Source organism: Microbacterium sp. Z11_20 (assembly GCF_057197605.1).
Map to the genome: position 1 here is coordinate 72925 of NZ_JBXVOQ010000005.1, position 22983 is coordinate 95907.

At 70.3% G+C, this 22983-nt stretch carries 22 protein-coding genes; 11 read left to right on the forward strand and 11 right to left on the reverse strand.

Features of this window, described 5'->3' with window-relative positions; all coding sequences use genetic code 11:
* The first annotated feature begins 5 nt into the window (after positions 1–5).
* Both AC2DFQ_RS12775 and AC2DFQ_RS12780 read left to right on the forward strand, forming a co-directional pair.
* Positions 6–2213 carry an ATP-dependent Clp protease ATP-binding subunit gene (locus tag AC2DFQ_RS12775; protein WP_484534156.1) on the forward strand — a complete coding sequence of 736 codons (2208 nt, stop codon included), beginning with the start codon at positions 6–8 and terminating at the stop codon, positions 2211–2213.
* A 97-nt stretch (positions 2214–2310) separates the two neighbouring features.
* The gene (locus AC2DFQ_RS12780) at positions 2311–3162 is read left to right on the forward strand and encodes a UbiA family prenyltransferase (protein ID WP_484534157.1); all 852 of its coding nucleotides are present in this window, start codon (positions 2311–2313) and stop codon (positions 3160–3162) included.
* Positions 3163–3204: 42 nt separating this feature from the next.
* On the opposite strand, the gene AC2DFQ_RS12785 is transcribed toward AC2DFQ_RS12780, so the two are convergent.
* The 3 genes from AC2DFQ_RS12785 to AC2DFQ_RS12795 are packed head-to-tail and all read right to left on the reverse strand — an operon-like array spanning position 3205 to position 6150.
* Positions 3205–4326: an FAD-dependent oxidoreductase gene (locus AC2DFQ_RS12785; RefSeq protein ID WP_484534158.1), complete on the reverse strand. Its 1122-nt coding sequence runs from the start codon at positions 4324–4326 to the stop codon at positions 3205–3207.
* Entirely contained in the window at positions 4319–5011 is a 693-nt protein-coding gene (locus AC2DFQ_RS12790; RefSeq protein ID WP_484507731.1) for a methyltransferase domain-containing protein, read from the reverse strand. Before AC2DFQ_RS12790 ends, AC2DFQ_RS12785 begins: the two co-directional genes overlap by 8 nt.
* Positions 5008–6150, reverse strand: coding sequence for a type III polyketide synthase (locus AC2DFQ_RS12795; protein WP_484507732.1), 1143 nt, complete (start codon positions 6148–6150; stop codon positions 5008–5010). The genes AC2DFQ_RS12790 and AC2DFQ_RS12795 overlap by 4 nt, the downstream gene beginning before the upstream one ends.
* A gap of 301 nt (positions 6151–6451) precedes the next feature.
* Here AC2DFQ_RS12795 and AC2DFQ_RS12800 point away from each other — a divergent pair, with 301 nt between their 5' ends.
* Positions 6452–6841: a VOC family protein gene (locus AC2DFQ_RS12800; protein ID WP_484534159.1), complete on the forward strand. Its 390-nt coding sequence runs from the start codon at positions 6452–6454 to the stop codon at positions 6839–6841.
* Between the two features lie 18 nt (positions 6842–6859).
* On the opposite strand, the gene AC2DFQ_RS12805 is transcribed toward AC2DFQ_RS12800, so the two are convergent.
* Positions 6860–8722: a glycoside hydrolase family 2 protein gene (locus tag AC2DFQ_RS12805; RefSeq protein WP_484534160.1), complete on the reverse strand. Its 1863-nt coding sequence runs from the start codon at positions 8720–8722 to the stop codon at positions 6860–6862.
* 64 nt (positions 8723–8786) lie between these two features.
* On the opposite strand from AC2DFQ_RS12805, the gene AC2DFQ_RS12810 reads away from it, so the two are divergent.
* Complete coding sequence (locus tag AC2DFQ_RS12810; protein ID WP_484534161.1) at positions 8787–9809, forward strand: LacI family DNA-binding transcriptional regulator; 1023 nt, start codon at positions 8787–8789, stop codon at positions 9807–9809.
* 35 nt (positions 9810–9844) lie between these two features.
* Here AC2DFQ_RS12810 and AC2DFQ_RS12815 read toward each other — a convergent pair whose 3' ends face one another.
* The 6 genes from AC2DFQ_RS12815 to AC2DFQ_RS12840 form a co-directional block, all read right to left on the reverse strand.
* Entirely contained in the window at positions 9845–11233 is a 1389-nt protein-coding gene (locus AC2DFQ_RS12815) for a glucose-6-phosphate dehydrogenase (RefSeq protein ID WP_484534162.1), read from the reverse strand.
* A 69-nt stretch (positions 11234–11302) separates the two neighbouring features.
* Positions 11303–12370: an ABC transporter permease gene (locus AC2DFQ_RS12820; protein ID WP_484534349.1), complete on the reverse strand. Its 1068-nt coding sequence runs from the start codon at positions 12368–12370 to the stop codon at positions 11303–11305.
* 35 nt (positions 12371–12405) lie between these two features.
* Complete coding sequence (locus tag AC2DFQ_RS12825; protein WP_484534163.1) at positions 12406–13290, reverse strand: ABC transporter ATP-binding protein; 885 nt, start codon at positions 13288–13290, stop codon at positions 12406–12408.
* A 141-nt stretch (positions 13291–13431) separates the two neighbouring features.
* On the reverse strand, positions 13432–13686 hold the full coding sequence (locus tag AC2DFQ_RS12830; protein WP_484507738.1) for a hypothetical protein: 255 nt from the start codon (positions 13684–13686) through the stop codon (positions 13432–13434).
* A gap of 85 nt (positions 13687–13771) precedes the next feature.
* Positions 13772–14434, reverse strand: coding sequence for a response regulator (locus AC2DFQ_RS12835; RefSeq protein ID WP_484534164.1), 663 nt, complete (start codon positions 14432–14434; stop codon positions 13772–13774).
* Complete coding sequence (locus AC2DFQ_RS12840; protein WP_484534165.1) at positions 14427–15674, reverse strand: sensor histidine kinase; 1248 nt, start codon at positions 15672–15674, stop codon at positions 14427–14429. Before AC2DFQ_RS12840 ends, AC2DFQ_RS12835 begins: the two co-directional genes overlap by 8 nt.
* Positions 15675–15819: 145 nt before the next feature.
* Between AC2DFQ_RS12840 and AC2DFQ_RS12845 the strand changes: the two genes are divergently transcribed.
* Positions 15820–16401, forward strand: coding sequence for an NADPH-dependent FMN reductase (locus AC2DFQ_RS12845; RefSeq protein ID WP_484534166.1), 582 nt, complete (start codon positions 15820–15822; stop codon positions 16399–16401).
* Between the two features lie 61 nt (positions 16402–16462).
* Here AC2DFQ_RS12845 and AC2DFQ_RS12850 read toward each other — a convergent pair whose 3' ends face one another.
* Positions 16463–17446 (reverse strand): Lrp/AsnC family transcriptional regulator, encoded by a 984-nt coding sequence (locus tag AC2DFQ_RS12850; protein WP_484534167.1) that lies wholly within the window; start codon positions 17444–17446, stop codon positions 16463–16465.
* Positions 17447–17622: 176 nt separating this feature from the next.
* On the opposite strand from AC2DFQ_RS12850, the gene AC2DFQ_RS12855 reads away from it, so the two are divergent.
* From AC2DFQ_RS12855 to AC2DFQ_RS12880, 6 genes are all read left to right on the forward strand, one after another.
* Positions 17623–18375, forward strand: a complete 753-nt coding sequence (locus AC2DFQ_RS12855; RefSeq protein WP_484534168.1) for a nuclear transport factor 2 family protein — start codon at positions 17623–17625, stop codon at positions 18373–18375.
* Between the two features lie 67 nt (positions 18376–18442).
* A complete protein-coding gene (locus tag AC2DFQ_RS12860) occupies positions 18443–19945 on the forward strand; it encodes a carboxylesterase/lipase family protein (RefSeq protein ID WP_484534169.1) in 1503 nt (500 codons plus the stop codon).
* Positions 19932–21242 carry an MFS transporter gene (locus AC2DFQ_RS12865; protein WP_484534170.1) on the forward strand — a complete coding sequence of 437 codons (1311 nt, stop codon included), beginning with the start codon at positions 19932–19934 and terminating at the stop codon, positions 21240–21242. Before AC2DFQ_RS12860 ends, AC2DFQ_RS12865 begins: the two co-directional genes overlap by 14 nt.
* Positions 21243–21328: 86 nt before the next feature.
* Positions 21329–21766, forward strand: coding sequence for a VOC family protein (locus tag AC2DFQ_RS12870; protein WP_484534171.1), 438 nt, complete (start codon positions 21329–21331; stop codon positions 21764–21766).
* Positions 21767–21810: 44 nt separating this feature from the next.
* Positions 21811–22431, forward strand: coding sequence for a dihydrofolate reductase family protein (locus AC2DFQ_RS12875; protein WP_484534172.1), 621 nt, complete (start codon positions 21811–21813; stop codon positions 22429–22431).
* 69 nt (positions 22432–22500) lie between these two features.
* Complete coding sequence (locus tag AC2DFQ_RS12880; protein WP_484534173.1) at positions 22501–22983, forward strand: Cif family virulence factor; 483 nt, start codon at positions 22501–22503, stop codon at positions 22981–22983.

Below are 22983 nucleotides of genomic sequence, written 5' to 3' on the forward strand. Positions count from 1 at the left end.
GACACATGAACGCCACGCAGCAGCCCGGACAGGAGGAGGCGCAGAGCGCCCTCGAGCAGTTCGGGATCAACCTCACCGACCGCGCCCGCCAGGGCAAGCTCGACCCGGTCATCGGACGGGACTCCGAGATCCGGCGCGTCAGCCAGGTGCTGACCCGCCGCACCAAGAACAACCCCGTCCTCATCGGCGAACCCGGCGTCGGCAAGACCGCGGTCGTGGAGGGCCTCGCGCAGCGCATCGTCGCCGGCGACGTCGCCGAGAGTCTCAAGGACAAGGAGCTGGTCTCCCTCGACATCTCCGCGCTCGTGGCCGGCGCGATGTACCGCGGCCAGTTCGAGGAGCGGCTCAAGAGCGTGCTGAAGGAGATCACCGAATCCGACGGGCGCGTCATCACGTTCATCGACGAGCTGCACGTCCTCATGGGCGCCGGCGGTGGCGAGGGCTCGGTCGCCGCATCCAACATGCTCAAGCCCATGCTCGCCCGCGGCGAGCTCCGCATGATCGGTGCGACCACCCTCAACGAGTACCGCGAGTTCATCGAGAAGGATGCCGCGCTGGAGCGCCGATTCCAGCAGGTGTACGTCGGCGAGCCCACGGTGGAGGACACCGTCGCGATCCTCCGCGGCCTGAAGGAGCGCTACGAGGCACACCACAAGGTCGCCATCGCCGACGCGGCGCTGGTGGCCGCTGCGGCCCTGTCGAACCGCTACATCCCGTCGCGCCAACTGCCCGACAAGGCCATCGACCTCATCGACGAGGCCGCATCGCGCCTGCGGATGGAGATCGACTCCGCCCCGCTGGAGATCGACGAGCTGCGCCGCCACGTCGACCGCCTGAAGCTCGAGGAGCTCGCTCTGAAGAAGGAGAAGGACGACGCGTCCAAGGAGCGCCTCGCCACCCTGCGCGAGACCCTGGCGACCGAGCAGACGCGGCTGAACGAGCTGCAGGCGCGGTGGGAGCGGGAGCGGGCGTCGCTGAACCGCGTCGGCGACCTGAAGACCCGGCTCGACGCCGCACGCGTGGAGGCTGAGCGCGCACAGCGCGAGGGCAACCTCGAGAAGGCGTCACGCCTGCTGTACGCCGAGATCCCGGCCCTCGAACGCGAACTCATGACCGCCGAACGCGAAGAGACCAGCGGCGACCGGATGGTCAACGACCAGGTGACCGACGAAGACATCGCCGCGGTGATCGCGGCCTGGACCGGCATCCCGGTCGGCAAGCTCCTGCAGGGCGAGACCGAGAAGCTGCTGCACCTCGAGTCCGAGCTCGGCAAGCGGCTGATCGGCCAGAAGGAGGCCGTGAAGTCGGTCTCCGACGCGATCCGCCGCTCACGCGCGGGCATCAGCGATCCGGGCCGGCCCGTGGGCTCGTTCCTCTTCCTCGGCCCCACCGGTGTCGGCAAGACCGAGCTGGCGAAGTCCCTCGCCGACTTCCTCTTCGACGACGAGCACGCGATGGTGCGCATCGACATGTCGGAGTACGGCGAGAAGCACTCGGTCTCGCGCCTGGTCGGTGCCCCTCCGGGGTACATCGGGTACGAGCAGGGCGGACAGCTCACCGAGGCCGTGCGCCGACGTCCGTACAGCGTCGTGCTGCTGGACGAGGTCGAGAAGGCGCATCCGGAGGTGTTCGACGTCCTCCTGCAGGTCATGGATGACGGCCGCCTCACCGACGGTCAGGGTCGCACGGTCGACTTCACGAACGTCATTCTCATCCTCACCTCGAACCTGGGCTCGCCGATCCTCATCGATCCGACCCTGTCGATCGAGCAGAAGCGCGAGCAGGTGCAGGCGCTGGTGCGGCAGGCGTTCAAGCCGGAGTTCATCAACCGGCTCGACGACATCGTGATCTTCCAGGTGCTCAGCGAAGACGACCTCGCGCAGATCGTCGAGCTGGCCGTGGACGCCCTGCAGCGCCGCCTGCGCGAGCGCCGGCTCACCCTCGCGGTGACCCCGGATGCCCGCGCGTGGCTCGCCGAGCGGGGGTACGACCCGGCGTTCGGGGCGCGGCCCCTTCGTCGCCTCATCCAGTCGGAGATCCAGGACCGCCTCGCGATGGCGATCCTCGGCGGCCGGGTGCACGACGGCGACGTGGTGCGCGTGGATGTCGCCGCCGACGGCTCGAGCCTCGTGCTCACCAGCGACGGTCCTGCCGCGCCCACCCCGGAGATGTCCGACGACGACGAGGTGATCGAGGCCGTCCTGGACGACTGACCCAAACGCGCCGAGAAACAACGTTCCGGACGAGAAAGCACGCGCCGCGTCACTTCTCGTCCGGAACGTCGTTTCTCGCGCAGGGTAGCGTCGGGGGATGCGGCGCATGAGGGTGATCCGGGCTCTGTGGGGGTCGACGCATCCGGGCCCCACGCTCGTCGTCACGGCGCTGTCGCTCGCCCTCGGCATCGCTGCCGGGCTGCAGCCCTGGCGGCTGCTGCTGCTGATTCTCTCGGTGTTCAGCGGGCAGGTGTCGATCGGACTCTCCAACGACGCGATCGACGCCGCCCGCGACCAGGCCGTGGGCCGCACCGACAAACCGGTCGCGGCCGGCGTCGTCTCGGCGACGGGTGCGCTCGCGGTCGCGGTCGGCGCGGTCGTCGTCGCGCTGGCACTGGCCGTGCCGCTGGGCGCCGGGATGCTGGCCGCCCACGCCGTCCTCCTGGCCTCGGGCTGGGCGTACAACGCGGGGGCGAAGGCGACCGCGTTCTCCCTCCTGCCCTTCCTCGTGAGCTTCGGGCTGTTCCCCTCGCTCGCGACGCTCTCGCTCCCCGAGGGCGGTGTCGCGCCCGTGTGGGCCACCATCGCCGGCGCGGTGCTCGGAGGGGCGGTGCATCTGACGAACGTGCTGCCCGACCTCGACGATGACCGCGCCACCGGCATCCGGGGGCTGCCGCACCGCCTCGGTGCGCGGTGGAGCGCCGTCCTGGCCGCCGCCGGCGTGGTGGGCGGCGCCGTGGCGGTGCTCCTCGGCTCATCCGGCGGCGTCCCGGCCGACGTGCCGGCGATCGGGTGGGGGTTCTTCGCCGCGGCCGTGGGGGTCGCGGTGGCGACACTCGTGCGGGTGGTCGTCCGGCCGCCGGACCGCACCGTCTTCCGTCTCGTGATGCTCGCCGCACTCCTCCTGGCCGCCCAGCTCGTGTCCACCGGCTCCGCGCTCACCGCCTAGCACCGGCTCCGCGCCCACCGGCTAGCACCGGCTCCGCGCCCGTCAGGCGTCGCGGTCGAAGCCCATCGTGTAGGCGTGGGCCAGGAGCGCGCCCGCGGGAGTGGCCAGGGCTGCGCGCATCGCGGTGCGACGCACGGCGTCCACCCCGGCCGATGCCGGGCGGCCGAGGACCGTGTTCATGCTCGCGATGAGCCCCGACGTCCGGGCCGAGGCGCGCCGCCTCGCCTCCCACCGCCGCAACTCCGCCTCGGGCGCCTCGCCTGAACGCACCCACGCGGCCAGGAGAGGCGCGAGGGTCGCAGCATCCAGCAGCCCCAGATTCATGCCCTGCCCGCCCATGGGGCTCACCTCGTGGGCGGCGTCGCCGATCGCGAAGAGCGGTCCGCGGCGCATCCGTCGTGCGAGGGTGCGGCGGATGGCGAACCCATCAGCGCTCTCGATGGTCGCGGCCGCCTCGTCCTCACCCCGCGCCTGCAGCGCCGCACGCAACTCGGCCACCCGGGTCGCCGGATCATCCGCGCCCGTCGCCGGCGCCACGAACCGGCGGAGGCCCCCAGGCAGCGGCAGGGACTCCAGCACGCCCACGCGGTCGAGGTGCACCACGCCGTGCTCGGGGCCGTCGACGGCCAGGTCGGCCATCACGAAGCGGTCGGGGTAGGCCTGCACGCGCACGGCCTCCCGCCGGTACAGCAGCCACCGAGCCCGCGGCCCTCCCGCGACCACCACGAGCCGCGCGCTCAGCACCACCTCGTCCTCACCCGAGCGGTAGGTCACGGCCGGACCGCCGCGGTCCCGCACGGCAGTGACCTCGCCCACCACCGGGGCCGGAGCATCCACCGCCAGCGCCCGGTGCGTCGCCGGCTGCGGGAGGGTCGCGACGAAGGGGAAGCGCCGAGACAGGCGGTCGAATCGCACGACTCCGATCACCCGGCCTCCCGATCGGGCCTCGCCCGCCGACACCCGGCGGGCATCGGCCAGGAGGCGTTCGGTCGCACCCGACGCCTCGAGGGCAGCGAGCACGGGCGCGTGCACGCCGATCGCGCGGGAGCCCGCGGAGGGGTCCGAACGGCGCTCGATGACGGTGACGTCCACGCCGCGGCGGGCCAGTTCCGCCGAGAGCAGCGTGCCCACGGGCCCCGCCCCGATGACGATGACGTCAGGCACCGCTCCGCGCCTCCGCCATCACGCGGAACGGCGCCGGCTGCGTCACCGTCCAGCCGCCGCCCAGGGCGCGGGCCAGTTCCTCCGCGCGGTAGCTGCGGCGGATCGAGCGCAGCCCGTCGGTGCGCAGGAACGTCCCCGGTGCGAGCGGGGTGATCCCCACGGCGTACAGCCCGTACGCGAGCCGCCCGCGCGCGATGTCGCTGTGCAGCACGATGCCGCGAGACAGGGCGCGCGAGTCGGCGGCGAACGTGTCGAGGGATGCCGCGTCGAGGTGGTGCAGCACGTGGTTGGACACGACGGCGTCGAACTCCTCGCCGGCGGCTAAGAGTTCCCCCGAGCCCGCGCAGACGAATCGCACTCCCGGCGCCTTGCGCGCCGTGGCGGCCGCGTGCGCGCGCGGGTCGGGGTCGGCGCCGGTCACGGTGATCGGCACGCCGTCGCGCCGCGCCAGGCCCGCGAGCCGCTCGGCCAGGTCCCCGCCGCCGGAACCCAGGTCGAGCACGCGGGCGGGGCGGCCGAGGTCGGACAGGAACGGCCGCAGGGTGCTCCGCCACACCGCTCCCCAGCCCGTGACCAGCCGGTTCACCACGCCGAAGCGCCGGTAGGTCGCGGCGAGGCGCCCGGGGTCGCACGCCGGGTCGTCCATGAGTTCGGTCAGCGCGTGGTCGCGGTGGCGGATGGTCATCGCCGGGCGAGCGCCGGCTGCAGGCCGGCCGGGGGATGCTCCGCGGCGGCGCTGTCGCGGACCACCAGGCGTGCCGATTCCACCGTGAGCCCCGGGCCGAACGCGAGTGCACCGATGCGCTCGCCGTCGGGCCGGGCATCGTCTTCGAGCATCGCGCGCAGGATGAACAGCAGCGTCGTGCTCGACATGTTGCCGTAGTCGCGCAGCACCGCGCGCGACGCGCTGAGCGCATCGGGGGCAAGCCCCAGCCCGCTTTCGACCCGATCCAGGATGCTCCGCCCGCCGGGGTGCACCGCCCATGTGTCGACGGTGTCCGAGCCGCCGAAGACGTCGTCCACGATGGCGCCGATCTCACGGCCGATGATGCGCGGCACCTGCGCGGTGAGGGTCATCTCGAAGCCGTTGTCACCCACGATCCAGGTCATGTCCTTCTCGCCTTCGCCGGTGAGGCGGGTGGCGAAACCGTGGAGGTCGAGCCGTCTCCCTCGTCCGCGCGACGGGTCGCCGGAGACCACGGCGGCTGCCGCGCCGTCGGCGAACAACGATGCCGAGACGATCTGCTCGGGGTCGTTCGAACTGCGGATGTGCAGCGAGCACAGTTCGACCGCGGAGATGAGGACGACCGCATCCGGGTCGGTGGCCACGATCCGCGACGCCAGGCGGAGCGCGGGGATCGCGGCGGCGCAGCCGATGAAGCCGAGGTGGTCGCGCTCGACGGAGGGGTTGAGGCCGAGATCGTGGACGAGCAGCGCGTCCGGCCCGGGACTGAACAGGCCCGTGCACGAGACCGTGATGACGTGGGTCACCTCCGACGGGTCGGTATCGGCGGCTTCCAGCGCAGCGCGTGCGGCTTCGGCGAACAGGGGAGGGGCCACGCGGCGGAACTCGTCGTTGCGCTCCTTGGTCGAGGGGAAGAGCAGACGGCCCTCGTGCAGGATGTGCAGGCCGGATGCGGTGCCGCCGAGTTCGGCGAGGACGGTATGGCGCGTCTGGATCGCCGATGCGGCGAAGGCGGCGTCGATCCAGCGGCGCGTCCGCCGGTCGAGATCCGGTTGCGCGGCCATGATCGCGCGCACCTGATCCTGTGCGAGACGCGTCGGAGGCAGAGCAGTTCCGAGGCCGGAGATGCTGGCGGTCATGATTCACTCTAGGCACCCGTAGCTGTGGGCGCGGCGGGGCTGGTGGCGACGCGCCACCCCGTGCTACCCGCCGCCGTGCGCGACGCACCAGGCTCCCCCCGCCCCCGGCGCGTTCAAAACTCAGGAGGAATCGACCCAGGGAGCGTCCCACGGGCGCGAAAGCGACGGTTTCTCCTGAATTTTGAACGGAGGGCGGGCCTTCGGCATGGGCCGCCCGGACTCGGTCGCGGCGACGCTGGACAGCACCGCCGAACGGGCGCACCATCGAGGGGGCGGCCGAGTGCGCCGCGAAGGAGGAAGCATGTTCGACCCGACCTCCGCCTACAGCGGATTCTCCGTGGATGACATCGACGCCGCGCGCACGTTCTATGGCGACACGCTCGGGCTCGACGTCGTCGCCAACGACATGGGCTTCCTCGAGCTCCTCCTCGCCTCCGGCGCGCACGTCCTCGTCTACGCCAAGCCGAACCACGAGCCGGCGAGCTTCACGATCCTGAACTTCCCCGTCTCCGACGTGGAGTCAGCGGTCGACGATCTCAACGCCCGCGGCGTGGTGACGAAGATCTACGACGATGCCGAGTTCCCCACCGACGCGAAGGGGATTCTGCGGGAGGGGGACGGGCCCGCGATCGCCTGGTTCCGCGACCCCGCCGGCAACGTCCTATCCGTGCTGCAGGCCGACGAGCAGTAGCGGCGTCCCGCCCCGGGCTCAGCCTTTGCCGGTGATGGCCCGCCGGATGTCCTCGATCGGTGCCTTGGGCACCCGGTCGGCGGTCAGGAGGCCGTTGGTCTCCTGCATGGTGTCGGTCAGCTGGGTGTAGCAGGTGCCTGCGAGGAAGCGACTCGCCCGGGTCGCGTCGTACAGCGCGGTGATGCGCGCGATCCAATCCGCCGCGTCGGCGGCGCTGGTGTACCCCCAGCCGTCGGGCCGCTCCTCACCGGGCTGGTAGTTCACGCCGCCGAACTCGGTCAGCATCACCGGCTGCCCCGCATCCGCCGCCCCGCCCACGAACTGCCGGCGTCCTGAGGGAGCCAGGCGCGACACGAGCCGCTCGCGGGCTGCGTCATCGGCGTACGTCGCGGCCAGAGCATCCCCGTCGCCCTCGTAGTCGTGCACGGTGATGATGTCGGTGTTCTCCTGCTCCCACCCGTCGTTGGAGACCACCGGCCGCGTCGGGTCCAGTGCGCGGGTGAGGTCGGCGAGGGCGCGGGAGTACGCCTGCTGGGCGGGGTCATCGGCGACGTGCTGGATGCCCCACGACTCGTTGAACGGCACCCACGTCACGATCGACGGATGCCCCGCGTCGCGGTCGACCGCTTCCATCCACTCGCGCGTCAGGCGCTGCACCGCGACGGGCGAGAACTCGTACGCGCCGGCGATCTCGCCCCACACGAGCAGGCCCAGGCGGTCGGCCCAGAACAGGAACCGCGGGTCTTCGACCTTCTGGTGGATGCGGCAGGCCGTGAAGCCGAGTTCTTTGATCAGCTCGACCTCCCGGCGGAGGGCGTCGCGCGAGGGTGCAGCGAGGTGGCTGTCGGGCCAGTAGCCCTGGTTGAGCACCGAACGGACGTCATAGGGGTGCCCGTTCAGCAGGAACGCCCCGCCGGCCAGCCCGACCGTGCGCATCCCGAGATAGGAGCTGATCGCGTCCACGACCGCCCCGCCCGCATCCGACAGGGAGAGGACGGCGTCGATGAGACGAGGATGCTCCGGAGACCAGGTCAGCTCGTCTTCGGCCTGCCCGTTGCGCTGGCGGTGCACGGGCACCGTGAGCCGCAACTCGTGCACGCCGGGGGGAACATCCGCCTCGATCCATCCGAGGTCTTCGCCGCGCTCGGAGAACTGCAGAGCGATGCGCAGGCGCGATCCGTGGGGGACGGTGCCGCGGAATCGGGTGACGACGTCGACGGCCGCCGGAGCCGAGGGGGACCACGTCACGTGGTCGATGCTCGCGTCGGGAACGGCCTCGAGCCATACCGTCTGCCAGATGCCGGTGGTGCGGCGATACCAGATGGCGTGCGCGTCTTCGTGCCAGTCCTGCTTGCCGCGGGGCTGGGTCAGGTCGAACGGGTCGTCCTCGACCCGAACGACGAGGCGGTGCTCGTCTCCGGCGGCCACGAGTTCGGTCACGTCCAGGGTGAACGGCGTGTGCCCGCCCTCGTGCCCGCCCGCGTACCGTCCGTCGATCCACACGTCGGCGCGGTAGTCGACCGCACCGAAGTGCAGCAGGACCCGTGGCGCCTGCGGTGACCGACCCGCCGCGGCGAGGTCGTCGGCCGTCAGCGCTCGCGAGTACCAGACCACGGGGTGGAAGCCGGGCTCCGCGATGCCGGATGCCGCCGACTCCGGCGGGAACGGCACGCGGATCTGCCGAGCGCCGTCGAATCCCTCGTGCCATCCGTCCCGGCGCCCGGCATCGGCGTCGTCGTGACGGAAGTCCCACATCCCGTCGAGATCGCGCCAGTGCGCGCGCAGAAGTTGCGGGCGGGGGTAGGAGCCGTCCTGCTGCGAGGCCAGCGGCAGCCCGGCGTCGGCGGTGGACAGGCTCGAGATCGGCTCAGGCGCGGTCATCCCGCAACTTTACAGCGCTGTAAAACAGGGTCAAGAGGTGCCGACCACGCACTATCCTGGCCCGGTGGAGAGCCGCAGGGCGACGCTGCAGGATGTGGCCGCATCCGCGGGCGTGTCGATGAAGACGGTGTCCAACGTCGTGCGCGGCTACCGGCACGTCAGTCCCGCGATGCGCGAGCGCGTCCAGCGCGCGATCGACGACCTCGGCTACCGTCCCAACCTGACCGGCCGGAGCCTTGCGACCGGGAGGTCGAGCATGCTCGCGCTGGCGATCCCCGACCTTCGCCGGCCGTATTTCGCCGAACTCGCGCACGCCTTCGCGCGCATCAGCGCCGACCGCGGATACCGCCTCCTGCTGGAGGAGACCGGCGGCACCGCCGAGGGGGAGAGGTCGGTCCTCCGCGACCGCGAGGCGGGTCTGGTCGACGGTGTCGTGATCTATCCGTACGCTCTCTCCGTCAGCGAGCTGGAGCAGTCTCGCCGGGATTCTCCGCTGGTCTTCCTCGGCGAGACGCCCGGGTCCGGCGGCACCGACCACGTCGTGATCGACAACGTCACCGCCGCAGAGGAGGCGGTCGCGCACCTGGTCGCCCTGGGGCGGACGCGGATCGGCTTCCTCGGGCACGAGCCGGGGGCGGTCTCGCGCACCTCCGCCCTCCGCATCGAGGGCTACCGGCGGGGGCTCGAGGCCGCGGGCCTCGGGTTGGACGACGCCCTTCTGGTGGCCAGCGCGCAGGGCGATGCGCTCGGCGGCGAGCTCGCGCTCGGTGCAGCGCTCGACGCCGGGCTCCACCTGGACGCTGTGCTGTGCCGCGACGACCTGGCCGCGATCGGTGCGCTGCGTGCCCTTCAGCGCCGCGGTCACGCCGTGCCGACGGACGTGGCGGTGTGCGGATGGGACGCGATCGAGGTCTCCGCGAGCACCATCCCGTCCCTCACCAGCGTCGCCGCCGACACGCCCGCCCTCGTCTCGGCCACGTTGGATCTGCTGATCGCGCAGATGTCGGGCGCCGCCGGCGACGGCCGGACGGTCATCGTCCCGCACCGCCTCCTCGTCCGCGAGAGCGCCCCGGCCGCGCCGGTCTGAGCGCGCGCAGGGGCCAGCCCCGGACGGATGCCGATCTACGAGGCGCCGAGGACGCCCTCGGGATGCTTCGGCCAGGACGCCGGGCGGTCGGTGCCGGCGGGGTACTCGTCCAGCGGCACGTCGCCCCGCCGCCACGCGTCCAGCACCGGCTGGACGATCCGCCAGCACTGCTCCGCTGCATCCCCGCGAACGGCGAGGGTGGCGTCGCCGTCCAGGATGCCCGACAGCACCTCGGCGTAGGCCTTCAGGGCACCCGGACCGAGGTCGGCGCGCAGCGACGCCCGCTCGAGCTCGAACGGATCGTCGCCGCCATTGAGGTTGAGCTCGAGCGCGACCCGGTCGGGACCGAGCGAGAAGCGCAGGACGGAGGGGGCGGTGCTTCCGGTCAGCCCGTCGGGAAGGTGGCGCACCGGCCGGAACCGCACGATGACCTCGCGGTCGGCATCGTCGAGGGCCTTGCCCGATCGCAGGGTGATGGGCACGCCCCGCCAGCGCTCGGTGCGCACCTCGCACACCAGTTCGGCGAGCGTCTCGGTCCGGTTCCGCGCATCGACCCCCGGCTCGTCGACGTACGCGGGCAGCTCGCGGCCCTTGACCGAACCGGCGGTGTACCGGGCGCGGCGCGATGACCCGGCGGGGTCGTCGTTCCACACGTGCGTCGCGCGGAGCACCGCCGCCGTCGCGTCGCGGAAATCCACCTCGGCAAGGGTGGCGGGCGGCTCCATCGCCAGGATGGCGAGGACCTGGAGCAGATGGCTCTGGATCATGTCGACCAGCGCGCCGGCACGGTCGTAATAACCCGCCCGGCCTTCGAGACCGAGGGTCTCGTCGTAGCGGATGTGCACCGACTCGATGTGCTCGGCCGACCACACCGGCTCGATGAGCCGGTTCGCCACGCGCACCCCGACGAGGTTGAGGGTCGTGGACCGCCCCAGGAAGTGGTCGATGCGGAACACCTGTGACTCCGGCACGATGCGTTGCAGGGTCTCGTTGAGGCGGTGGGCGCTGGCCTCGTCGCTGCCGAACGGCTTCTCGAGGGCGAGGATGAGACCCTCGGGCACCTCGATGCCCGTGAGGGTCTCGCACGCCCGCTCGGCCACCGCCGGGGGAACGGCGAAGTACAGCGCCACCCGGCCCTCGTTGCCGGCGAGCAGCGCCGTCAGGTCGCCGGCATCCGTGATGTCGGCCTTCGTGTACGTCGTCGACGCCACGGCATCGAACGCCGCGGAGGAGTCGGTGGCCGCGAACGACGAGCGGACGATGTCGCGCCAGGCCTCGTCATCCAGCTCCTCCATCCCCGCACCGCGCAGGCGGATGGAGCGGTGCGGCTCCCGGGCGAGCAACTGTCCGAGAGCCGGCAGCAGCAGTCGCGAGGTGAGGTCGCCGGATGCTCCGAGGATGAGAAGGGTCGTCGTGTCCGCCATGCGGCTCACCCTAACCACGCGACGGGGAGGCGCCGGAACCCCTTGCGCCTCCCCGTCGATCGGGTCCCCTCAGCCGCGCAGTGCCTCGGCGAGCTTGACCCGGGCGCCCATCCGCAGCAACGAGTTCTCGTAGATTCGCGCCCCCACCCAGATCGCCGCGGCGCACGTGGCGACGAGGATCACGAGGGAGAGCACCGGCTCCCACCACTGGGCGGTTCCCAGGTACAGCCGCAGCGGCATGCCGACCGGCGCCGAGAACGGAACGTACGACATGACCGCCAGGACCACCGGGTTGTCGTTGAAGAAGATCACCAGGAAGTACGGCGCCATGATGAGCATGGTCAGCGGGGTGGTGGTCGCTCCGATGTCCTCCTGGCGCGACACCATCGCACCGGCGGCGGCGAACAACGACGCCAGCAGCACGAAGCCGAAGAAGAAGAACACCGCGAACCACAGCAGCGGCGCCCCGAGCCCGGCGAGCACCTCGGATTGTCCCGTGACCGACAGGCCGACCACGGCGATCGCAGCGAGGGCGATGATCTGGGCCATCGCGAGGATGGTGTTCCCCACGACCTTGCCGGCCAGGAGCGTCCGCACGGGGATGGCGGAAATGAGGATCTCCACGACGCGGGTCTGCTTCTCCTCGACGACGCTCTGCGCGATGGTGCCGCCGAAGATCGACGCGGCCATGAGGAACACGATGCCGAAGCCGAGGGCGACGAAGTACCGCAGAATCTCGTCGGCCGCCCCCTGGGGGTCGAGCAGTTCGACCGTCGGCGACTGGCTGAGGAGGGCCATGAGACTGCTGGGCACACTGTCGTCGGCGACGATCTTGTAGTCGAACGTGCCACCCGAGGTGTCGGGGACGAGGGCGGCGTCGACCGTGCCGTCCTTCACGAGTGCGGTTGCCGCATCCGCGTCGTCGGCCACCGTCGGATCGATGCCGTCGATGTCCTGCACGTCGGCTTCGGTCTGACTGGTGACGGCGACGGGGATGCCGTCGTCGCCGCTGCTGTTGGCGGCGAAGCCGCCCCACAGCACGGACGCGAGGGCGACCAGGAGCAGGATGGCGGTGGAGATCACGAACGCCTTGCTGCGAAGCTTCGAGCCGATCTCCCGTTCGGCGACGAGCCACATGCTCTGCAGTTCGTTCGGGGCGGTGGGCGAGGTGCTCACTGGATGACCTCCTTGAAGATCTCGGCGAGAGAGGGACGCTGCGGCGCGAAACTCGCGACGTCGCCGCGGGCGACGGCCTGACGCAGGATGTTCTGCGCGGCCGCCTCGTCGTCGGCTTCGAACAGGGCGTAGCCGCCGTCGAAGTCGAGCACGGAGACTCCGGGCTGCTCGCGCACCCACCCCGCGTCCCCGCCGGAGACGAGCTCGAACCGGCGTCCGGAGTGCTGTGCGCGCAGCGACTCGCGGGAGCCGGCCGCGCGGATCCTGCCGCCGGCGATGATGACGAGGTCGTCGCAGAGGCGTTCGACGACGTCGAGCTGATGCGAGGAGAACAGCACTGCCGCCCCCGCGGCGGCCCGCTCCTGCAGCACCCCGGCGACCACGTCCACCGCGAGGGGGTCAAGACCCGAGAACGGCTCGTCGAGGATCAGCACCTCCGGTTCGTGCACGAGGGCAGCGGCGATCTGAGCACGCTGCTGGTTGCCCAGCGACAGCGTCTCGACGAGGTCGCCCAGCCGCTCGCTGAGCCCCAGGCGGTCAAGGAGCGCCTCGGCGTTGGCTGTGGCCGCGGTCTTGCCGTAGCCGTGCAGCCGGGCGAGGTAGGCGATGTGCTCGCCGACTTTCATCTTCGGGTACAGGCCGCGTTCTTCGGGCATGTACCCGAAGCGACGCCGGTCGGCCGTCGTGGCGTCGCGCCCGTCGAGCCGGACGACGCCCGCGTCCTTGGCGAGCACGCCGAGCGCGATGCGCATCGTCGTGGTCTTGCCGGCGCCGTTGCCGCCGACGAAACCCGTCAGCCGTCCCGGCGTGATCGCGAAGCTCACATCATCGAGCACGCGGCGTCCGCCGTAGCTCTTGGTGATGCCTTCGAGCTGGAGCACGTCTCCTCCTCCTCCGGCGCCGTTCGGCACCATGACTCTCACGCTACGGAGGAGGCGGGGACGGGGCATCCACCCCGGGGAGGGTCGTCGTCCTCCCCCGCAGGGGGGAGGACGATCCGCCGTGATGCCGGCGGTCGGCGTTTACTCCCGCCAGGGCATGTTCAGGTCATCGGGGTCGACGTCGACGTCGCCGAAGTCGTCCGGCCCGCCGGTGCCGGGAACGGCTCGCACGTCGTCCGGGTCGATGTCGTCGTCGATCGTGTCGGGAAGCGGGTCTTCCTGCTTGTGCTGGGTGTCGGTGTCGCTCGACGGGCTGTAGGACATGTCCTTGCGCACCGCATCGCTCTCGGAGAGCTCGGTGTCCGTCGTGTACTCGTGTCGGTCGTCGGAGTTCATGACTGCGAGGTTATGCGCGCGTTCGACCGTGTCTGGACCCTTGACATTCCGCTCGCGGCTGCCGCACCGTCGGGAAGCGCGGGAGTCAGGCGATGCCGGAGCGGTGGGCGAGCACGACGGCCTGCACGCGGTCGCGTGCGCCGAGCTTCTGCAGCACGTTGGACACATGCGTCTTCACCGTCGCCTCGCCGATGAACAGGCGCGCGGCGATCTCGGCGTTGCTGAGCGCATCCGCCATGAGACGGAGCACTTCGCCTTCGCGTTCGGTGAGCGGTTCGGCCAGCACCAGGCGCAGGTGACCGGCGTCATCGGACGGTTCGGGGGGCCGTGCGAAGCGTTCGATCACGCGGCGCGTGACCTCGGGGGCCAGCAGCGCATCTCCGGCCGCGACGACCCGCACCGCCGAGACGAGCTCTTCGGGCCCGGCGTTCTTGAGCAGGAATCCGCTGGCACCGGCAGCGAGTGCGGAGAACAGGTAGTCGTCGCGGTCGAAGGTCGTGACGATGAGTACCGCGGCATCAACGCCTGCATCGGTGAGGGCGCGGGTCGCTTCCAGGCCGTCCATGTCGGGCATCTGCACGTCCATGCAGATCACATCGGGGTTCAGGGCGGAGGCGGCCGTCACCGCTTCGGCGCCGGTGGCCGCTTCCCCTACGACGACGATGTCGTCCTCGATCGAGAGGATGGTGCGGAAGCCCGCCCGCATCATGGCGTGGTCATCGACCAGGAGCACGCGGATGTCAGGCATCGGCGCCTGCCCGCTCCGACAGCGGCACGGCGACACGGACGAGATACCCGCCTCGCGTCCGGGGTCCCATCTCGACGGTGCCCCCCGACGCCGCGGCGCGCTCGCGCATCCCGACCTGCCCGAGCCCGGGTCGGAAGACGCCCACCCGGCCGGTGTTGGCCACCTCCAGCTCGATCGCGTCCGGGGAGTAGCGCAGGCGCACGTCGGCGGTCGCATCCGGCCCGGCGTGACGCCGCGCGTTGGTGAGCGCCTCCTGCGCGATCCGGTACAGGTTCACCTGCACCAGGTCGGGCACCGGCTCGGGCTGCCCGATCACGGTGAAGGTCGCCGGAACCCCGGCGGTGGTGGTCTCCTCGACCAGCCCCGGCAGCCCGGCGAGTCCGCGCGTTACCGCACCGGCGTCGGGTTCGGAGCCGGCACCGGGGGTGCGCAGGGTCTCCAGCAGCTGTCGCAGCTCGTGAAGGGCTTCGCGCGCCGACCCCTCGACCCCTTCGAGGATGCTGCGCGCCTGCGGCAGGTCGCGTTCCATCACCGTGCGCGCCACGCCGGCTTGGACCCCCATGAGGGAGACGTGGTGTGCCACGACGTCGTGCAGTTCCCGTGCGATGCGCACGCGGTCCAGCGCCACCGCCTGCGCGGCGGTCACTTCACGCTCTCGTTCAAGCTCGCGGGTGCGCTCTTCCAACGCGTGCCGTTCGCGCATCTGCGCGTACGCGCGCTCGCCGAAGTAGTACGCGCCGCCGAAGTACAGCGCGTTGAGCAGAACGGTGAGAAGCGTGTACGCGATGTAGGGGGAGAACGCCCCGGCACGGGAGAAGCCCTCGTCGCTCGCGGGCGCCGTCACATCCTGGAACGTCACGACGGTCAGCCACAGGAACATGCCGACGATGATCGCGATGCGGACGACGGTGGCCCGCCGCCGGTCGCTCGACCACGCCCCGACCGTGTAGAGGGCGATGAACATCGCGATGTTGCCGGCATACAGCTCGGGCACACGCAGGGTGACCGCCGCGAAGTACGCGACCGAGACCACGACCGCCACGCTGGCCGGCCACCGGCGACGCACCGCCAGCGGCACGGCCAGCACGAACGCATAGGCCACGGCGAGGGACATCTCGGCCTGGTCCGGACCGTAGATGCCGGCGATCGAGGACAGCACCGCGCTGAGGAGGGCGCCGACGAACAACACGGCGGCGAGGATCACGTCGTTGCGCTGCTGAGCGGCGGTGGGCGGCGGCATCCCTCCACGGTACGGGCGGACGCGGCTCGAGACCTCCGTCTGCGGGGGGAGACGTCCGCCCGCAGGGAATGGATCCGAGGGGAAACTACTTGCACGTGAATAGACCTGCGGGGACGCCCCCGCTCGCATCAACGGAAGGACAGTCGTGACCTCGTACACGATCGGTTACATCGTCGGCAGCATCTCGAGCACCTCCATCAACCGCCGCCTGGCCAAGGCGCTCGAGTCGGTGGCCCCCGACAACGTGACTCTCGCGGAGATCCCGATCGAGAAGCTCCCCTTCTACTCGCCGGACCACGACGCGGACATCCCGGCGGCCGCGCGCGAGTTCAAGAACAGGATCGAGAACGCCGACGGCGTCATCATCGTCACCCCGGAGTACAGCCGCTCGATCCCGGGCGTCCTCAAGAACGCCCTCGGCTGGGCAGCCCGTCCGTACGGAGACATGTCCTTCAACGGCAAGCCCGTCGCCGTCATCGGCACGTCCAGCAGCCCCATCAGCACCGCCGCCGCACAGCAGCACCTCAAGACCATCCTGAGCCACTTCAACGCGCCCACCGTCGGCCAGCCCGAGGGCTTCATCCAGTCCAAGCCCGGGCTGTTCACCGAGGAGGGGGAGATCACCGACGACACGACGGCGACCTTCCTGCGCGCCTACCTCGACGCCTTCACCGACCTGATCGCCCGCTATGTCGTGGCCGAGCGCGCCGAGGCCCTCGCCGCCTGACGACCGGCATCACAAGCCCGCGAAGCCCGGGGGACCCGTTTCGGTCCTCCGGGCTTCGCGCTCACGACCACGGCCGCATCGGAACGAACCCGATCGATCGCCCCACCTCGTCCAGCAGATGGCCGTGCACCTTGTGCATCTGGATGATGAGGCATCGGTCGACGATGTGGGCCTCGGGATGAAGTGCAGCCACCCGGCCGCTGAGAGCATCGAGTTCGTCCGGCGCACGGAGGTTGACGATGACCATCAGATTCGGCAACCGCGTGACGGGGGCACAAAAGCGCACCTCCGGCCATTGGCCGATGTCCCGACCCACCTGGTCGAGCGCCGCATCCGGAACCGAGAGCCAGAGCACCGCGGCCCACGGCCAGCCGGCGAGCGGACGAGCGACGTCGGCTCGCAGGTCGAGGGTGCCTCGTCGCCGCACCTGCGCGAGGCGGCGACCCGCCGCGGCCGGACTAAGCGCGAGCTCCTCGCCGAGGTCGGTCAACGAGCGGCGGGCATCGCGAGCAAGCGCATCGAACAGGCGGGGCTCATGGAGGTCGACGCGTGCGGCCCCCACGGGGGTCTCGAAGCGCTCCCGCACTGTTTGGGCCTGCTGCCGGTTGAGCACGCTGAGTTTCCACCGCGGGCCGGCGAATACCCGCGTGTAGACATGGAATCCGAGGCTCTGCAACGGGAGCCGAGAGACGCTGTCGAAGGTGCGCCGCAGTTGCCTCATCGTGATACCGATCGTCAGCGCGTAGAGGTCGGTCGGGCCCGTGGTGCGCCCGACCGTGTAGACGTCCGGAAGCCCGCTCAGGAGTTCGACTGTGTCGTCGAGTGTGCCGGGTGCGCATTTCGCCTCGATGATCGCTCCGCGGAACACTTCTGAGCCGAGCGTCGCGCCCGTCCATGCGATGCCCGACTCCTCGAGCGCGTTCCATCGGCGAGCCACCGTGGACGCGGCCAGATCAAGTGTCGCGCCGATGGTCGCCCACGAGGCCCGGGGTTCGACCTGGACGGCGTCGATGAGGGCGAGGTCTGCTTCACTCAGGGTGTCCACATACATATTCTGGCGCCTGAGTGCCTCCCCTCATGTGTTTCGAGCGGAGCGATGGGCCTAGGTGCGACTTTCTATCGAAAATGGTCGCCGGACGAGAGTGCGCTGTTTCAATGGGAATCACGAACTGCCGCGGAGTTCGTCGGTCCCGGACTCCTATCAGAAGTGAGCGCACCCCTATGTCCATCAAGCAGAAGACCGTCGAGATCCAGAAGAGCATCGAGACCGGCGCCCGCGGGCCGCTCGCGCACTTCGACACCCGCACCTACATCCAGCACAACCTGGCTCTTCCCGACGGCTTCGCTGCTCTGCTCGCGTTCCTCGACTCATTACCGCCTGGCACCAGCCGGGTGCGGCCCCTGCGCGCGTTCGAAGACGACGACATCAGCTTCGCCCACCTCGAATACGCCCTCGAGCCGATGGGTGACCTGGTCGGGTTTGAGGTGCATCGCTGGGAGAACGGCCGCATCGTCGAGCATTGGGACAATCTGCAGCCGGTCGCTCCCCGACTGAACCCGAGCTCACGGTCGATGACCGACGGGCGTGTCGAGGCATCCGACCCCGGAAGCGCCGACGACAACAAGCGGGTGATCGAGCGACTCGTGAGAGACGTCTACATCGCCGGCGATCACGACCTGCTCACGGACCTCGTTGCCGAGCACTTGATCGAACACAACCCGAACCGGGGAGACGGCATCGGTGAGCTGCGCGCTGCACTCACCCGTCCTGAGTCGATCCGCTACGAAGGACTCCACAGGGTGCTCGGGGAGGGCGACTTCTGCCTGGCCATGAGCGAGGGCTTCCTGAACGGCGACCACACCGCGTTCTACGACCTGTTCCGGCTCGAGGCCGGTCACGTCGTCGAGCACTGGGATGTCGTAGAGCCGATCCCCCCACGCGCGACCTGGGCGAACGACAACGGAAAGTTCTGATCGCGGACTTCCGCGATCTCCCTGCATCCGGCCGCCGCTGATCGGCGGACTATCGAGACGAGACGACATGACCACCGAACGGACGAGCGCGCCCACCCTGATCGACACCGAGTACGGGCGAGTGCGGGGAGTCGACCACGACACCCACCGAACCTACTTCGGAATCCCCTACGCCGCCGCCCCCCGCGGTCGGGCCCGGTTCGAGGCGCCGACCGCGCCGACCGGATCGGAGGAGGTGTTCGATGCGACTCGCTTCGGGCCAACCGCGCCTCAGCCGACAATGGCGAGCCCGACCGATCCGCTCAACCTCACCCCCTACTTCGGCACGGGATGGACGAGGGGCGACGACTACCTGACGGTGAGCATCTGGTCTCCGAGCGAGTCAAGCAATGCCCCTGTCATGGTCTTCGTCCCTGGTGGCGGCCTGATCGGCGGCTCGGCCGCGGCGTCCGTATACAACGGCAGCTCCTTCGCGCGGGACGGGGTGGTGCTGGTGATCGTGCAGCACCGGCTTGGCGTGCCGGGGTTCCTCCACCTACCGGACGCTCCAGAGAACCGAGGGATGCTCGACGTGATCGAAGCGCTCGGATGGGTGCGGCGCAACATCCGCGCTTTCGGCGGCGACCCCTCGAATGTCACGCTATTCGGCGAGTCAGCCGGCGCGATCCTCACGGCGGCAATCGCGGCCGACCCGAAAGGCAGCACGCTGATCACCCGAGCCATCATCCAGAGCGGAACCGCGCGGGGCGCCTTCACCCCCGCGCAGGCGCGCCTGGTCACCGCAGCGGCGGCAGACCATTTGGGTATTCCCGCTGCCGCGACATCCTTCGGCGAGATCCCCGACGAGAGATTCCTAGAACTGCTGCCGGCGCTGACGGCCCCGGACCTCGGCGTCGGGGACGTGCGCGACCCGATGGTCGGCCTGAATCCGTTCGCGATCGTGATGGACGAGCAGCCGATCGAAGCGATCCGCCGGGGGGCAGCGGGTCCGGTCGACCTCCTGGTCGGCACGAACGCCGAGGAGGGTCGGCTGTATCTGGCTCCGGGCGGTGACATCGAGGCCACCCAGCCCGGCGACCTCCTCCGCCTCGCGGCACGAGTGCATCCGAAACCGGAGGCACTCGTGCGCACGTACAGGATGGCGCACCCCTCCGCCAGTCCGGGCGACCTTCGAGCACTCATCCTCGGCGATGCCCTGTTCGTCACCGGGAGCAGGGAGCTGGCGCTCGTTCACGCTGCGGACGCTCGAGCCTCGACTTTCGCGTACCGATTCGACTGGCGGTCGACCGCCGTCCGTGGAACTCTCGGGGCGGCGCACGTGGTCGAGCTGCCGTTCGTGTTCGATTCCGTGCACCTGCCCGAGCTCTCAGGAGGGTCCGGCCTTCTGGGCGACGGACCGGTGCCCGCTGAGCTGGCCGCCGAGATGCACGCGGCATGGGTACGGTTCGCCACGACGGGCGAGCCGGGGTGGGCAGGATTCAGCGCCTCGCACGAGTCGACCCGGATCTACGGAGGGTCAGCCGAAATGGCGGACGCCCCCCGCGCGGCCGAACTCGATGCCTGGCGATGATCATGGTGACGCCTCGCCCCTGATCGTCGCGGAATCGGATCGCCACACCGCGGGGGGATCGCCGCGGGCCAAGAGGCGCGCATTCCGGGCGGCGCTCGCTTCACTGTTCACGGTGCTCGCGAGTTCGAACCTGCTCACTCCTCTCTACCCGATCTACGAACGCGAGCTGGGTCTCGGGGACGCGATGGTCACGGTGGTCTACGCGACCTATGTCTTCGCGGTGGTGCCCGCCCTATTCGTCGCGCCGAGTCTCGAGCGGCGAATCGGGCGCCACTCGCTGGTGATCGCGTCGATGCTCATGGCCATCCTGGGCCTGGCGATCATCACCACCGCCTCAGGAACGGCGACGCTGGTGCTCGGCCGCATCGTTCAGGGGTTCGCCGTCGGGAGTGCATCGGGCATCCTGACCGGGACGATCAGCGAGCTCGCTCCACGGGGCGACAAGGGACGAGCAGTGAGAGCAGCCGGCATCGCCAACGTCGCCGGCATCGGTGCCGGACCGCTGATCGCCGGCATCTTGGCGCAGTACCTGCCCGCGCCCACGATCACCAGCTTCATCGTCGTCGGCCTGGTACTGATCGCGGTCACCATCTGGACCGCCCGAAGGCTTCCGGTCACCTCGGCGAGTCCTGCATCCCCGGCGCTTCCGCCTGAAGGCGGCGCACTCGATCGTGTGCAGTTGTTCGTCACCGTCGTCGCGGCGTTCGTCGGCTGGGCCTGCATCGGTCTGGTCCTAGCGCTCGCGCCGTCGTACATCGCCGAGCTGAGCGGAGGGGGAGCCAGCGGGCTCGTCGGAGCCTGCATCGCCCTCGTCTTCGTGATCTGCGCCGTCGCTCACCTGTCCAGCGGCAGGATGACCGCGACGGCCGCGCGCTCTGTCGGGCTGACTGCGATCGGAGCGGCGATGGCATCCGCGCTTGCGGGAGTGCAGTTCGAATCAGCCACGTTGCTCGTCGCCGCGGGAGTGCTCGCGGGCGCGGGTCAGGGTCTCACCTTCGCCGGCGCGCTGCGTGTCAGCTCTGCAGCGGGTGGCGGTCGCGGCTCCCTCTCGTTGAGGCGGCTCTACATCGTCAGCTACGCGGGGAATGCGTTACCAGTACTCGGGGTAGGGCTGCTCGCCCAGGCTGCGGGCCTGAGCACTGCGATCGCCGCATTCGCCATCGTGATCCTGGCGGTGAGCGTTGCCACGCTCCTCGTCGTCGGCGCACGTGCGGTTCTCAGGACGTGCACCCGACGCCGCGGCCGCTCCGCCGTATGGGGCGAGAGTGACGTCGTCGGCACCCGCACCCGCAGGTGATCGGAAGTCGGTAGCGGCGCGGCTGGCGTTTTGCAAGCATGGGCGCGCGGCGCACCGACGCGACGCCCGACGAATCGGAGAGCACGATGACCAGGATCTTCGTCAACATCCCCATCAACGACCTCGAGCGCGCGAAGGCGTTCTACACGTCGCTCGGCGCCGGGATCAATCCCCTCTTCACCGACGAGAACGCCGCGTGCATCGTGTGGGACGACAACATCTACTTCATGGTGCTGATGCGGGAGTTCTTCTCGACCTTCACCGACAAGCAGATCGCCGACACGGCCACGACGGCGCAGGCGCTGATCGGACTCAGCAGGGAGTCCCGCGCCGCCGTCGACGAGAGCCTCGACGCGGGTCTGGCTGCCGGAGGGAGCGAACCGCGCCCCCCGCAGGACTACGGGTTCATGTACAGCCGCAGCCTCGAGGATCCCGACGGCAACCTGCTCGATTTCTTCTACATGGACCCCGTGGCCGCCGAGAACGGGCCCGAGGCCCACCTCGCGGAGCAGGGCCGGGCCTGACCCCGTGGGGTCATGTAGCGACGGGCACTACTGCGGAGAGCACCGTGACCGGTCTCATTCACATCGATCTGTTCACCACGCTCGACGGCGTCGCCCAGGCCCCCGGCAGTCCCCACGAGGATCCGGAAGGCGGATTCGCCTATGGCGCGTGGCAGGCGCCGATCGAGGATGACGCCGTCGGCGAGCGCGTGATGACGGGCATCCGGAGCATGGATGCGCTCCTCCTCGGGCGAAAGACCTACGACATCTTCGCGGCCTACTGGCCGGTCTACGGTGAGGGCCCGGCCGCCGAGATCGCGCGCACCTTCGACGCGCTCCCGAAGTACGTGGCCTCTCGCGGCACGCCGGAACTCGACTGGCAGGGGTCGCAGCTGCTGGGGCGCGACACGGTGGCCGCCGTCGGCGAGCTGCGGCAGCGGCACCGGGAGATCCACGTGATCGGTAGCGTCGACTTCGCCCGCACGCTGGTGCGCGAGCGGCTCTTCGACGTGCTGAACCTGTGGGTCTATCCGATCGTGCTGGGTCGTGGAAAGCGCCTCTTCCCCGACAGTGGCCCGGCTTTCGGACTTTCGCTGCTCGAGCCGCCGCGCGCCGGAGAACGAGGCGCCCTGCTCCTGCGGTACGCCCCCGGGGGCGACGTGACCACCGGCACGATGGAGGGCTGAGGCCCGTCGCGCACATCCTGGGCTCACCGGACCCTGGATGCGCGCCTCGTCAGCCGCTACAAAGGACGCATGGTCAACGACACGAGTGAGATCGACCGGCGCGCCGCACAGGATGTCGGCGCCCTGCAGCGCGAGTGGATTTTCGGATGGGACCGCGTCGAGGGCGCGCCCGCCCGCCGGTTCGAGGAGGTCTTCGGGCGGTATTACGACTTCGACGCGGACGTGCTCCTCTTCGACGACGCCGATCCCGAGCTTCGGACGCACCGCCGGGTGGCGGACTACGCCGACGCGTTCTGGCCGACCTTCTCGGCGTTGCGCTCTGCCCGGCACGCGATCGCTGAAGAACCGGAGGTGCTCATCTCCGGTGACCTCGCCGCAGCGCGCATGGTCTTCATCGCCGTGCTGGTCTCTCCCGAGGGTGCGGTGACCCGCGTGCGCTGCTACAACTCGCAGGTGTGGCGCCGGACGGACGCATCGGGATGGCACATCGTGCGCGACCAGACGGCGATCTACCCGATCACCGAGGCGGAGGCCGACTCCTACTTCGGGTAG